This is a genomic window from Pseudooceanicola profundus, assembly GCF_054919315.1.
The window spans coordinates 1162543-1175183 of sequence record NZ_CM142898.1; the positions used below are offsets into that span (position 1 = coordinate 1162543).

Annotated in this window: 9 protein-coding genes; 6 read left to right on the top strand and 3 right to left on the bottom strand. The window is 68.6% G+C overall.

All coding sequences use genetic code 11. From position 1 onward, the window contains the following. Nucleotides 1–6 precede the first annotated feature (6 nt). The 3 genes from ACX9MO_RS05355 to ACX9MO_RS05365 form a co-directional block, all read right to left on the bottom strand. Nucleotides 7–2592, bottom strand: coding sequence for an HWE histidine kinase domain-containing protein (locus ACX9MO_RS05355; protein ID WP_462213788.1), 2586 nt, complete (start codon nt 2590–2592; stop codon nt 7–9). Next, nucleotides 2589–3173 carry a heme oxygenase-like domain-containing protein gene (locus ACX9MO_RS05360; protein WP_462213789.1) on the bottom strand — a complete coding sequence of 195 codons (585 nt, stop codon included), beginning with the start codon at nt 3171–3173 and terminating at the stop codon, nt 2589–2591. Before ACX9MO_RS05360 ends, ACX9MO_RS05355 begins: the two co-directional genes overlap by 4 nt. A gap of 151 nt (nt 3174–3324) precedes the next feature. Further along, complete coding sequence (locus tag ACX9MO_RS05365; protein ID WP_462213790.1) at nt 3325–4224, bottom strand: LysR family transcriptional regulator; 900 nt, start codon at nt 4222–4224, stop codon at nt 3325–3327. Between the two features lie 160 nt (nt 4225–4384). Between ACX9MO_RS05365 and ACX9MO_RS05370 the strand changes: the two genes are divergently transcribed. From ACX9MO_RS05370 to ACX9MO_RS05395, 6 genes are all read left to right on the top strand, one after another. Further along, complete coding sequence (locus ACX9MO_RS05370) at nt 4385–4792, top strand: DoxX family protein (RefSeq protein WP_222491556.1); 408 nt, start codon at nt 4385–4387, stop codon at nt 4790–4792. Nucleotides 4793–4901: 109 nt separating this feature from the next. Beyond that, nucleotides 4902–5726, top strand: coding sequence for a VOC family protein (locus tag ACX9MO_RS05375; RefSeq protein WP_462213791.1), 825 nt, complete (start codon nt 4902–4904; stop codon nt 5724–5726). A gap of 1 nt (nt 5727) precedes the next feature. Next, a complete protein-coding gene (locus tag ACX9MO_RS05380; protein ID WP_462213792.1) occupies nt 5728–6705 on the top strand; it encodes a glutathione S-transferase family protein in 978 nt (325 codons plus the stop codon). A 333-nt stretch (nt 6706–7038) separates the two neighbouring features. Continuing rightward, nucleotides 7039–8430 (top strand): aldehyde dehydrogenase family protein, encoded by a 1392-nt coding sequence (locus ACX9MO_RS05385; RefSeq protein WP_462213793.1) that lies wholly within the window; start codon nt 7039–7041, stop codon nt 8428–8430. Between the two features lie 152 nt (nt 8431–8582). Continuing rightward, nucleotides 8583–10286, top strand: a complete 1704-nt coding sequence (locus tag ACX9MO_RS05390) for an ABC transporter ATP-binding protein (RefSeq protein WP_462213794.1) — start codon at nt 8583–8585, stop codon at nt 10284–10286. Nucleotides 10287–10746: 460 nt separating this feature from the next. Continuing rightward, the gene (locus tag ACX9MO_RS05395) at nt 10747–12579 is read left to right on the top strand and encodes an ABC transporter ATP-binding protein (RefSeq protein WP_462213795.1); all 1833 of its coding nucleotides are present in this window, start codon (nt 10747–10749) and stop codon (nt 12577–12579) included. The last annotated feature ends 62 nt before the right edge of the window (nt 12580–12641 follow it).

Sequence of the window (12641 nt, forward strand, 5' to 3'; positions counted from 1 at the left end):
CGCCGCTTACACCGGGCCGGTCGCGCCCTGCTGCACCCTGAGCACGGCGCGGGACAGTGTCTCGACCGTGAAGGGTTTGTTGATCACCGGTGCCGGCGGATACTGGCCCAGCGAGTCCGAGCTGCTGCCGTAGCCACTGGCGAGGATGAAGGGGATCTTCCGCGCGTCCAGCTTCCGGGCCACATTCAGGCTCGTCTCCGAGCCGAGGTGCACGTCCAGCACGGCGATGGACAGCGTGTTGGCCTCGATCATCCGCAGCGCCTCGTTGACGCTGGAGGCGGTCAGCACCCGGTCGGCCCCGAGGTCGGTGAGGATATCCGCCGCGTCCATGGCAATGATCATGTTGTCCTCGACCACCAGCGCCAGCCCCGACAGCCGGTCCGGCGCATCCTGCGCGGGCGCGGCCTGCAGGTCGCTGCCGCCCACCTCGATCTGGCGCGGCTCGGCGGTGATGTAGCGTTCGGGCACGACGAACTCCGCCCGCAGGCCGGTCACCGCGAAATCGGTCTTCGCCTGCCCGTTCAGTTCGAAGGGGATCGACTTCTCGATGATCGTGGTGCCGAAGCCGCGCCGCTCCGGCGGGCGCACGGCGGGGCCGCCGCTCTCGCTCCAGCGGATCTGCCAGAAGCCGTCGCCGCTCTGCTCAACGTCCACCCGCACCAGACCGGTCGGCACCGACAGCGCGCCGTACTTGACCGAGTTGGTCACCAGCTCATGGAACACCAGTGCCATGGTGGCATAGGCCTCGGGCGCCAGAAGGATCGGCTGGCCGGTGATTTCCACCCGGCTCTCGTCGCCCGCGATATAGGCCTCCAGTTCCACGCGCAGCAATTCGCGGAAGGCCACGGGGCGGAACTCGGTGTTGGTCAGCTGGTCATGGGCCTGCGCAAGCGCATGGACGCGCCCGTCGACGGCGGCGGTGAATTCCTGCAACGAGGTGGCCGTCTTGCGCGACTGCGCCACCAGCGAGCGGATCAGGCCAAGAACGTTGCGCACCCGGTGGTTCAGCTCGGCGATCAGCAGTTCCTGCTGGTCCTGTGCGCGCTTGCGCTCGGCATTCACCTCGTCCGCCAGCTTCAGCACGACCTCCAGCAGCGTGATGCGGATCGCCTCGGCGGCGCGCAGCGCGGCGGGCGACCATTGCTCGGACCGGTTGCGCACATCCTCCTGCCAGAGCTCGAAGCTCTTGCGCGGGGTCAGCCGTGTGCCGAAGGCGCCGACCTCGACCGGCTTGTTCGGGTTGCCGGCCCAGTTCACCTGCTGCGCGACCTCGGTCCGGAAGAGAACGATGTAGTCGCGCGGCCGGCGCGACACCGGGATCGCGAGGATGCCCGCACAGCGGTCCACCACGTGCTCCATCGACGGCAGCCGTGCCAGCAGGTTGTCCGTGGCATAGACCCGCGAGGCGGCGGAGGTGTTCAGGAACCGGGCGATGACCTCGAAATCGGCCTTTTCGGGGATCTTGCCCTCGCCGATGTATTCCCCGTCGCTGTAGAGCGCGATGCCGTCATGGGGGATCACCTTGCCGATCTCGCGCGCGATGGCCGGGAAGGCATCGCCGAGGCTCTCGCCCGAGGACATGCGCATCATCAGCCGGTCATGCAGCTTCTGGGCGTTGCCCGCGGTCTCGCTCGCGGCGCGGCTCTCCTGCCGCTCGACCTCGTAGGCGTAGAACTGTGCCAGAAGCTCGATCGCGGTGCGGCGTTCGTAGTCGATGTAGAGTGGCGCGCGGTGGTGGCAGGCCATCAGCCCCCAGAGCTCGCCCCGGATCACGATGGAGACGGACATCGAGGCCCGCACCTTCATGTTGCGCAGGTATTCGAGGTGGATGGGCGAGACCGCACGGGTCACCGCCAGCGACAGGTCCAGCGGCGTGCCCTCGGGGCTGACCTGCGGCACGATCGGCGCCACCGTGTCATCCACGTCCGAGATCAGCCGCAGCAGGCTGCGCTTGTAGAGCGCGCGCGCCTGACGGGGGATGTCGGAGGCCGGGAAATGCAGCCCGAGGTAGCTCTCGCTGTCCTGACTGTCCTTGGCCTCGGCGATCACCGTGCCGTCGCCTTCGGGGCCGAACTGGTACACCATGACCCGGTCGAAGCCGGTCAGCTCGCGCAGCTGCTCCGCCGCGACCTCGGCCCCGCTCTGCAGGTCCGTCTGTGCCGCGACCCGCTTCAGCATCGGGGTGACCATGGCCAGTTCGTCATGATCGTTGCCGCGCGACTTGGCCTCGAACTCGAAGATGAAGCTCAGGCCGGACTGATGCGCGCTGATGTCGTAGTAGGTCCCGTTCTCGAAAACATCGAAGCCGAAGATCCGCCCGATGGAATGCTCGTGGGAGGCGCCGCTCAGCTTCTCGCGCAGGCGGGCGAGCGTGGCGCGCGGCAGGAAGTCCCCGAGCGGCCGGCCGATGATCTCCTCCGGCGTAAAGCCCAGCACCTCGGCGCTGTTGGCAGAGACGTGGCGCACGATCCAGTCGGCGGAGATGGCGATCAGGGCGCCGAAGCTCTGGACGTTGCCGAGGATGTGGATCGGCTCCCGGTCGCAGTTCGTCAGATCCACGGGCGTGTCGGTCGAGATGAAGGGGTCCGTCATGAAATCGGTCGCTGGATCTTTTCGCTATGGGAGAGAAGCTCGACGCGGGTTGCCTCGTCGAAAACCCGGAAGGCGCCGATGGCGTCGTCCAGAACCTGTTCGGCGGCGGGACCCTCGGGGGAGGTGTCGCGCATCCGTTCGCAGAAGGCCCGCCAGGCCACGGTGTCAGGCGTCAGCGCGAAGAGACCGGCGCGGTCCTCCTCGGGCACGCCCCGGCGCAGAACGGCGAGCCCCAGCTGCGAGCCCAGCGTGACATAGGCCACCGCATCGGGGCAGAGCGCCGGGCGCAGCAGCGGCGGGGACATGGCGCAGGCGTCGCGTCCCAGGTCGGCCTGAAGCGCGTCGATCACGAGAGAGAGCTGCGCCGTGGCCTCGGCCGCCTCGCCCTGACAGGCGGCAGCAAGGCCCAGGTAGGCGCGCAGCTGAATTCGGGAAAAAAGGCGGCGCCCCTCGGGGGACGTCAGGTCGAGCGTCGAGAGGCGCGCATCGAGCGCCTCGTGAACATCCGTGGTGTGCAGGCGCAGCGCGTCTCGCAGGTTGGCGGCCTCTTTGCGGGGGGCGCGCCGTCGGGGGGTGATCAAATCTTACGCTCCAGCTGTCGAAGGCCCTTCTGGTGGGGCACTCCCGCGTAAACGCCGCAGGTTCGATCCGGTTCCCCGAAAAATGCGTCTGGACGGATATTTTCTCGCAAGCCACCCGGAACCGGGACGTGGCCCGCCTGCCCTGCCCCGGTCAAAGCCGCTCGCGGGCGTAGCTGACCGAAAAATCGATCAGGGCCCGGACCTTGCGCGGCAGGCGCGCGCCCTCAAGATAGACCGCGCTGAGGGGCGATGTGGGCGAGTCGTACTCCTCCAGCAGGGGCACCAGCCGCCCCTCCCTCAGGTCGTCGCGCAGGATGAACTCCGGCGCAAAGACGATGCCCTCGCCGCAGACCGCGAGATCGCGGGCGATGCGGGCGCTGTTCACCATGAAGCGGCCCGGCACCTCGACGGAGACGGGCGCCTCCGGCTGGCCCTTCGGGTGCAGGGTCCAATGCGTGCCGCTGCGCCGGTTGGTGTCGAGGATGCAGGCATGGTCACGCAGGTCCCCGGGCTGCCACGGCCGGCCCTGCCGCGCGAGATAGGCCGGCGCCGCCGCCATGACGGAGCGGATCTCCCCCAGCTTGCGCGCCACGACCGAGGTCGCCGTCGGCGTGCCGACCCGGAAGGCGAGGTCGATCCCGGCCGAGGCGAGGTCGACAAAGGCATCTGACAGCCGCAGGTCGATCCGCAGCTCCGGGTGCGGGGCAGAGAACTGGCGCAGCAGGTCGGTGACGAATACCTCTCCGAAGGTCACGGGGGCAGAGATCCGCAGCGTACCGGAAAAGCCCCGCGTCTCCTCCGAGACCGCGCCCAGCATCTCCTCCATCTCCTCCAGCCAGGCCGGTGCGCGGGCCATCAGCTGCTCGCCGGCGGGCGTCAGCCCGACCTTGCGGGTGGTGCGTTGCAGCAGCCGAACGCCCAGCCTCTGCTCCAGCTCGGCCACGTACTTGGAGGTCAGCCGGTTGGAGATGCCCATCCGCTCTGCCGCCCCGGTGAAGGAGCCGGTTTGAACGGTGGCCACGAAGGCCCGCACCTGATCGCTGATATCCATGCTATTCGGAACACCTCATGGGAAGTTATTCCACACATTCTCCATTTCGTTGGGAAAGAGCAAGGCGCATATTGCCCTCAAAGGCACGGGCCCTGCGGCCGGTGCCAGACTGACCCCGATCCGGACCGGGCCGCGCGGCGGCCGTCCCAAGGAGAGACCCATGATCGATACCAAGCTCGCCCCCTACGGCATCCTCCTCCTGCGCATCACCACCGGTGTGCTCTTCCTCGTCCATGGCCTGACCAAGCTGCTGGTCTTCACCCCCGCCGGCACGATGGGCTTCTTTCAGTCGCTCGGCCTGCCCGGCTGGCTCGGCATCGTCACCATGATCCTCGAGATCGCCGGCGGCGTGGCCCTGATCCTCGGCCTCTATGCCCGCGCCGTTTCCTTCGTGCTGGCCTTCGTGCTCTTCGGCGCGGCCATCACCGCCCACCTGCCCAACGGCTTCGGCTGGGCGAACGAGAACGGCGGCTGGGAATACCCGGTGATGTGGGGCCTCGTTCAGCTGGCCATCGCGCTGATCGGCGACGGGGCCAAGGCGCTCAAGCCGACGCTGCCCACAGCCTGACACCGCGACAGGGCTGGCAAAGCTTCAACGAAAGGCCCCTCAACCGGGGCAGAGTATGACAGGGTGTCCGGGCCATCGCCCGGCACCCGCCTTTTCGAGGAGACCCGAGATGTCCACCGCTACCGCACCGCTTGAAATCGGCCGCGTGACGCTGACCGTCCGCGACCTGAAGAAGGTCGGCCGCTTCTACGCCGACGTGCTGGGCCTCGAACGGCTCTCCGGCGACGGCGAGCAGGCCCTCTACGGCGCGGGCGACACCGTGCTGCTGGACCTGCGGCAGGACAAGGCCGCCAGGCCGAATTCCCCGCGCGAGGCCGGTCTCTTCCACACCGCCTTCCTGCTGCCGCAGCGCGCCGACCTCGGCGCATGGGTGCAATACGTGGTCGAGAAGCGCTTCCCCGTGCAGGGCACCGCCGATCACCTTGTCTCAGAGGCGATCTACCTCGGCGATCCGGAAGGCAACGGCGTCGAGATCTACATCGACCGGCCCCGCAGCCAGTGGATCCTGAACGGCGGCGAGGTGGAGATGTCCACCGATCCGCTGGATGTGCAAAGCCTCGCGTCCTCGGCCCGCAAAGGCTGGACCGGCGCGCCCGAAGGCACCGTGGTGGGCCACGTCCACCTGCAGACCGGCACCCTCGCCGAGGCCGAAAGCTTCTATGCCGGGACGCTGGGCTTCCCGGTGTCCAGCCACTACCCGGGCGCGCTCTTCTACGGCTCGGGCGGCTATCACCACCACCTTGCCACCAACATCTGGAACAGCCGCGGCGCAAAGGCCCGGACCCCGGGCATGGCCGGGCTGAGCGGCGTCGAGATCCTCGGCGACAGCGCGGAGATCGCGAAGATCCGCACCCGTGCCGGCACAGCGGCGGATGCCGGGGTCACCGATCCCTGGGGCCTGACCTTCACCCTGACCGAGAAAAAGGAGGCCTGAGATGCTCGTCGATGGAAAATGGACCGCTGACTGGCAGCCCGTGCAGAAGGCCGATGACAAGGGCCGTTTCGTGCGGCAGGTGTCGAGCTTCCGCAACTGGATCACCCCGGACGGCAGCGCCGGCCCGACCGGCACGGGCGGCTTCAAGGCCGAGGCCGGGCGCTACCGGCTCTATGTCGCGCTGATCTGCCCCTGGGCCTCGCGCACGCTGATCGCCCGCAAGCTGAAAAGCCTCGACGGCGTCATCCCGGTGAGCGTCGTGAACCCGGTGCTCAGCGATCAGGGCTGGAAATTCGGCGGCTTTCCCGGCGCCAACGAGGACCCGCAGCTTGGCGCGACCTACATGCACCAGCTCTATACCGACGCCGATCCGCATTATACCGGCCGAGCCACGGTTCCGGTGCTCTGGGACATGAAGACCGGCACGATGGTAAACAACGAAAGCGCCGATATCCTGCGCATGTTCGACACCGCCTTCGAGGGGCTGGTGCACAGCGATCACCGGCTCTACCCCGCCGATCTGGCCGGCGACATCGACAGGCTGAACGCGCGGACCTACGACCTCTACAACAACGGCGTCTACAAGGCGGGCTTCGCCTCGAGCCAGGCGGCCTACGAGGAAGCCCTCGACGGGCTCTTCGCCGAGATGGACCGGCTGGAAGACCTGCTCTCCGACGGGCGGCCCTTCCTGCTGGGCGACAGGCTGACCGAGGCCGACATCCGCGTCTTCGTCACCTCGATCCGCTTCGACGCGGCCTACCACGGCATCTTCAAGTGCAACGTGCGGCGACTGGCGGATTATGCCGGGCTCCACGGGCACATGGTGCGGATGCTGAACACCCCCGGCGTGGCCTCCACCGTCAGCCTCGACCACATCCGTCAGGGCTACTACTCGATCAAGGCGCTGAACCCGACAGGCATCGTCGCCCGCGGTCCCGCCGAGATGGATCGCCTGCTGGCCGCGGCACAGGCCGCCTGACCTCAGGCCAGCCCCACCGGCCTTGATTCATCGGCCTTGTTCCACGGGCCCTCTTCCACGGGCCTCCCCAGACGGCCCCGGCGACTGCGCAGGGGCTGGCCTGCCCGCGCCACGCGGGGCCTGCCGGCCCCGACCGCGTCACATCGGACCGACCGCCCTGCCCCGCGGCATCCATCCGTCATGCCGGATTTTCCCCGCCTTTCCGCCCTGTGCGACTGGACGCAGCGCGGCAAAGCTGACAAGCTGAACGCGAGGGGACAAGACGACATTGCAACTGCACGTGACGGATTTGTGCCCATGGACCAGATCTTGCGACCAGCCACGCGCCCTGTAATGGAGGCGATCTTTGCGAGCCAGCGCGCGGCAGCGCAGGCCGATCCCGTGGTGCCGCGTGCCCTGCGCGCCGACCGTCTGACCCGGCTCGAAACCGCCCTGACAGAGGCCGCCCCGGCGCTGATCGCCGCCATGAGCCGCGATTTTTCCTACCGGCCCGCCGCCGACTGCGAGCTTTTCGACATCACCCTCTCGCTGCGCGAGATACGGCACGCGCGACGCAACCTCGGGCGCTGGATGCGGCCACGGCAGGTGCGGGCGCCGCTGCACCTGATGCCCGCGCGCGGGCGGCTGATGCCCCAGCCTCTCGGGGTGGTGGGCATCCTCGCGCCGTGGAATTTCCCGGTCTACCTCGCCGTGGCCCCGCTGGCCGCCGCTCTCGCGGCGGGCAACAGGGCGATGGTCAAACCCTCGGAGCTGACCCCGCAGACCGCGGCCGCGCTGGAGGCGGCGATCGCCACGCATTTCCCCCCCGAGGAGGTCTGCGTCCTGCAGGGCGGGCCGGAGGAGGCCGCCGCCTTCACCACCCTGCCCTTCGATCACCTGCTCTATACCGGCTCCACCGCCGTGGGCCGCAAGGTGGCCGAGGCCGCCGCCCGCAACATGACGCCCGTCACGCTGGAACTGGGGGGCAAGTCGCCCGCCGTGCTGACGCCCTCCGCCGATCTCGACCGGGCGGCGCGGCGGATCGCATGGGGCAAGGGCGTGAATGCCGGGCAGGTCTGCGTCGCGCCCGATTACGTGCTGGTGCCCCGGCCGCAGATGGCGCGCTTCGTACGGCGGCTGGAGGCGGCCTTCCTCGCGCTCTATCCCGAGGGCGCGGCGAGCCCCGACCTCGCCGCCATCATCACGCCGCGGCACCGGGACCGGCTGCGCAGCATGCTGCACGAGGCCGAGACCTCGGGGGCCGAGGTGATCCGCCTGCCCTCGGATGCGATCCCGGCGCAGCAGCACAAGTTCCCGCCCACCATCGTCGTCGATCCCCACCCCGGTCTCCAGATCATGCGCGAGGAGATCTTCGGCCCGCTGCTCCCGGTGGTGCCCTATGACACGCCCGAGGAGGCGCTGACCTTCGTCGCGGCCCGGGATGCGCCGCTGGCGCTCTACGTCTTCGGCACCCGGCGCGAGGAGATCGACCTCTGGCTGGCGCAGAGCCGCTCGGGCGGGGTGACGGTGAACGACACCGTGCTGCACGTGGCCTTTGACACGCTGCCCTTCGGCGGCATCGGCCCCTCCGGTCAGGGTGCCTACCACGGCGATGCGGGCTTCGAGACCTTCAGCCACATGAAACCGGTGATGATCCAGCCGCGCCTGAACGCGGGCCGCCTGATGGAGCCGCCGGTGACTCCGCGCAAGCGCCAGCTTCTCGGGCTGCTGCGCCGCATGATCTGACGCATTAACTGACAGCCGTGCGCCCCCGCGCAGAACCGGGCGGCTTCCGTGTGCCTCGGCTCTCGCCAAGACCGCGGGCCGGTGCTAGGGCCGAGGGCATCCCTCAACCTCGCCCGCACCCGTCGGCACCGGGCCCTGCTGCACGAGCCCCCATGCTGCGACAATTCTTCGATTACTACCGCCCGTGGCGCACCCTGTTCTGGGTCGACTTCGGCTGCGCCGTCGCCTCCGGCCTGCTGGAACTGGCCTTCCCTCTCGCGATTCAGGCCTTCATCGACCGGCTGCTGCCCAGTGGCGACATCGCCATGACGGTGCTGGCCGCCGTGGGCCTGCTGGCGGTCTACGTCTTCAACACCGGGCTGATGGCCATCGTGATCTACTGGGGTCACATGCTGGGCATCAACATCGAGACCGAGATGCGCCGCCGCGCCTTCGACCACCTGCAGCGGCTGTCCTTCTCCTATTTCGACAAGGTCCGCACCGGCAAGCTGGTGGCCCGCGTGACCCGCGACCTCGAGGAGATCGGCGAGGTCGCCCACCACGGGCCCGAGGATCTGTTCATCGCGGTGATGACCTTCGTCGGCGCCTTCCTCCTGATGCTGACGATCAACCCCGAGCTGGCCTTCATCACCGCCGCGATCGTGCCCGCCTGCGTGGCCATCGTCACGGTCTACGGCGGGCGGATGACGTCGACATGGCGCGCGATCTATGCCCGTGTTGCCGATTTCAACGTCCGGCTGGAAGAGAACGTGGGCGGCATGCGCGTGGTGCAGGCCTTTGCCAACGAGGACCACGAGCGCAAGCTCTTCGCCAAAGACAACGAGAAGTACCGCGACACCAAGCTGGCCGCCTACAAGGTCATGGCTGCCTCCTCGGCGCTGAACTACATGGGCATGCGCTTCATCCAGGTGGTGGTTATGGTCGCGGGCGCGGTCTTCGTGCTGCGCGGCGAGCTGACCACGGGCGGCTTCGTGGCCTTCCTGCTGCTGGTGAACGTCTTCTTCCGCCCGCTCGACAAGATCGCCGCGGTGATCGAGACCTATCCCCGCGGCATCGCGGGCTTCCGCCGCTATCAGGAGCTGCTGGACACCGCCCCCGACATCGCCGACGCCCCCGGCGCGCAGCCCGCGCCGGCCTTCACCGGGCGGGTGACCTTCGATGACCTCGGCTTCGATTACGGCGACGGTCGTCCGGTGCTCAAGGGCATCTCGCTCGACGTGGCACCCGGCGAGACCATGGCCTTCGTCGGCCCCTCGGGCGCGGGCAAGACCACGTTGCTGGCACTGGTGCCCCGGTTCTACGAACCCACCTCGGGCGAGATCCGCATCGACGGCGTGCCGCTGCGCGAGATGACCCTGCAAAGCCTGCGCCAGCAGATCGGCCTCGTGTCGCAGGATGTCTTCCTCTTTGGCGGCACCCTGCGCGAGAACATCGCCTATGGCCGTCTCGGCTGTACCGAGGCCGAGATCCTCGACGCCGCCGCCAAGGCCCAGCTGGCCGACCTGATCGAGGGCCTGCCCGAGGGGCTCGATACCGTCGTGGGCGAACGCGGCGTGATGCTGTCAGGTGGCCAGAAGCAGCGGGTGGCGATCGCCCGGGCCTTCCTCAAGAACCCGCCGGTGCTGATCCTCGACGAGGCGACTTCGGCGCTGGACACCGAGACCGAGCGCCAGATTCAGGCGGCGCTGGAGGCGCTCTCGGTCGGGCGTACGACGCTGGTGATCGCGCACCGTCTGGGCACGATCCGCAACGCCGACCGGATCGCGGTCATGGAACAGGGGCGGATCGTCGAACTGGGCAGCCACGAGGAACTGGCTCAGGCGGCGGGGCGCTATGCAAGACTGAGTGCGGCCTGAGGTCCGCCGCCGCCACACTCTCCGGCAATCGCGTAGGGCAGCGCCGGCCCGCGGGGTGGCGCAGGAGCGCCGCCCCATGGAGGCGGGTCGGCGCTGCCCGGCCTGTCGGCCGGGCGGGACATCCGGAGGGAACGGAGACTGTCCTCTTCATGTCTCAGAAGATGCAAAGCCTTGCTGTCGGCTTGGGGGAGAGGTCCTCCGTCACGACAGGTCCCCCGCCCCCATGTGCCGCTTCCGTGCACATCTACCGGCGATCCTTCGCCCTCTGTCCGCCAATGCACAACAGAAGGCTTGGCAGGGCCAGACCCCTCGGCTACAGCACGATCACGGACATGAAGGAGAGCCGCGAATGAATGACCCAAGGACCTGTTTCCGCGCCTGAGACGCCGGTCCTTGAAGGCTGGCCACGCGCCCGCCGCATTTCCATTCGCACGTCTTTCCCCGCCCCATGGAGGGCCCCATGTACCGCTTCTTCGAAAACCTCGTGGATCCCTTTGCCGACGCTGGCCGTGACACGCCACCGGACCGGATCTGGCCCTATATCAAGACCCACCTGAAGCCCTACCACCGGCTGCTGCCGGTCATCGGCGCGGCAGGCATCATCGTGGCGCTGGCCGAGACGTGGCTCACCTACTACGGCGGCCGCCTGATCGACCTGATGACCGCCGAGGGCCCCGCCGCCTTCTGGGCCGGTCACTGGCCCGAGCTTGTCGCCGCCGCCCTCGCGGTGCTCTTCATCCGCCCGCTACTGATCGCGCTGAACGCGGCCTTCCTCGGCCAGACACTGTCCTCCAACCTGTCGGAGCAGGCCCGCTGGCGGGCCCACCGGCACCTGCTGGGGCAATCCACCGGCTTCTTCCAGAACGACTTTGCCGGACGGCTGTCGAACCGGGTCATGCAGATGGGCCCGGCGGTGGAGGACAGCATCTTCATCGCCTTCGAGGGGCTCTGGTACGGCGCGGCCTATATCCTCGGCGCACTGCTGATCCTCAGCCAGATCCACCCGCTTCTGATGGCGCCGCTGGCGCTCTGGGTCGTGCTCTACATCGCCTACGTGCGCTGGATCGCGACGCGGGTCTCGGATGCTTCCGAACGGCTTTCGGACGCGCGCTCGCTGGCGACGGGGCGCGTGGTGGACGCCTATTCCAACATCGAGACAGTCAAGCTCTTCGCCCATGGCGCGCGGGAAGAGGCCTATGCCCTCTCCGCCATGAAACGCCTGCGGCTGCGGTTCCAGCGTTTCATGCGCCTGATGACCGAGATGCAGTTCGGCCTGAACGTGCTCAACGGGCTGCTGATCGTCTCGGTCGTGGCACCTGCCGTGGTGCTCTGGGCCAATGAGACGGCCTCCGTCGGGCAGGTCTCGGCGGCGCTGGCGCTGACGATCCGGATCAACGGCATGTCGGGCTGGCTGATGTGGATCACGATCCGGCTCTTCGAACATGCGGGCGTCATCCGCGAGGGGCTGCGCTCCATCGCGCAGGAACCGGCAGTGGTCGACCGGCCCGGCGCGCCTGCCCTGCGGGTGGACCGGGGCGAGATCCGCTTCGAGGGTGTCAGCCACCACTACGGCAAGGGCAAGGGCGGGCTGAACGCCATCAACCTGACGATTCCCGCGGGCCAGAAGGTCGGCCTGATCGGGCGCTCCGGCGCGGGCAAGTCGAGCCTCGTGACCCTGCTGCTGCGCTTCCGCGATGCCGAGAAGGGCCGCATCCTGATCGACGGCCAGGAGGTAGGCGCGGTGACGCAGGACAGCCTGCGCGCGCAGATCGGCATGGTCACGCAGGACAGCTCGCTGCTGCACCGCTCGGTCCGGGCGAACATCCTCTACGGCCGCCCCGAGGCGACCGAGGCGCAGATGATCACCGCCGCGCAGCGCGCCGAGGCAGATGACTTCATCCGGACGCTGGAGGACCCGCAGGGCCGCCGCGGCTATGACGCCCATGTGGGCGAGCGCGGGGTGAAGCTCTCGGGTGGGCAGCGTCAGCGGATCGCCATCGCGCGGGTGATCCTGAAGGATGCCCCCGTGCTGATCCTCGACGAGGCGACCTCGGCGCTGGACAGCGAGGTGGAAGCCGCGATCCAGCAGACGCTCTATGGCGTGATGGAGGGCAAGACGGTGATCGCCATCGCGCACCGGCTCTCCACCATCGCGCAGATGGACCGGATCGTCGTTCTGGACGCGGGCCGCGTGGTCGAGGACGGCACCCATGCCGAGCTGCTGGCGAAGGAGGGCATCTATGCCTCCCTCTGGGCGCGCCAGTCGGGCGGCTTCCTCGCCGAGGACACCTGAGACCCGGGCGTCGCTGCACCGCGGCGGCGCCCCGTCAGGTCCAGCGAAAAGCTGCCGCCCGG

Coding starts and splice junctions, on each gene's coding strand:
- ACX9MO_RS05355 (WP_462213788.1), bottom strand. CDS start 2,592: ATGACGGACCCCTTCATCTCGACCGACACGCCCGTGGATCTGACGAAC.
- ACX9MO_RS05365 (WP_462213790.1), bottom strand. CDS start 4,224: ATGGATATCAGCGATCAGGTGCGGGCCTTCGTGGCCACCGTTCAAACC.
- ACX9MO_RS05370 (WP_222491556.1), top strand. CDS start 4,385: ATGATCGATACCAAGCTCGCCCCCTACGGCATCCTCCTCCTGCGCATC.
- ACX9MO_RS05375 (WP_462213791.1), top strand. CDS start 4,902: ATGTCCACCGCTACCGCACCGCTTGAAATCGGCCGCGTGACGCTGACC.
- ACX9MO_RS05380 (WP_462213792.1), top strand. CDS start 5,728: ATGCTCGTCGATGGAAAATGGACCGCTGACTGGCAGCCCGTGCAGAAG.
- ACX9MO_RS05385 (WP_462213793.1), top strand. CDS start 7,039: ATGGAGGCGATCTTTGCGAGCCAGCGCGCGGCAGCGCAGGCCGATCCC.
- ACX9MO_RS05390 (WP_462213794.1), top strand. CDS start 8,583: ATGCTGCGACAATTCTTCGATTACTACCGCCCGTGGCGCACCCTGTTC.
- ACX9MO_RS05395 (WP_462213795.1), top strand. CDS start 10,747: ATGTACCGCTTCTTCGAAAACCTCGTGGATCCCTTTGCCGACGCTGGC.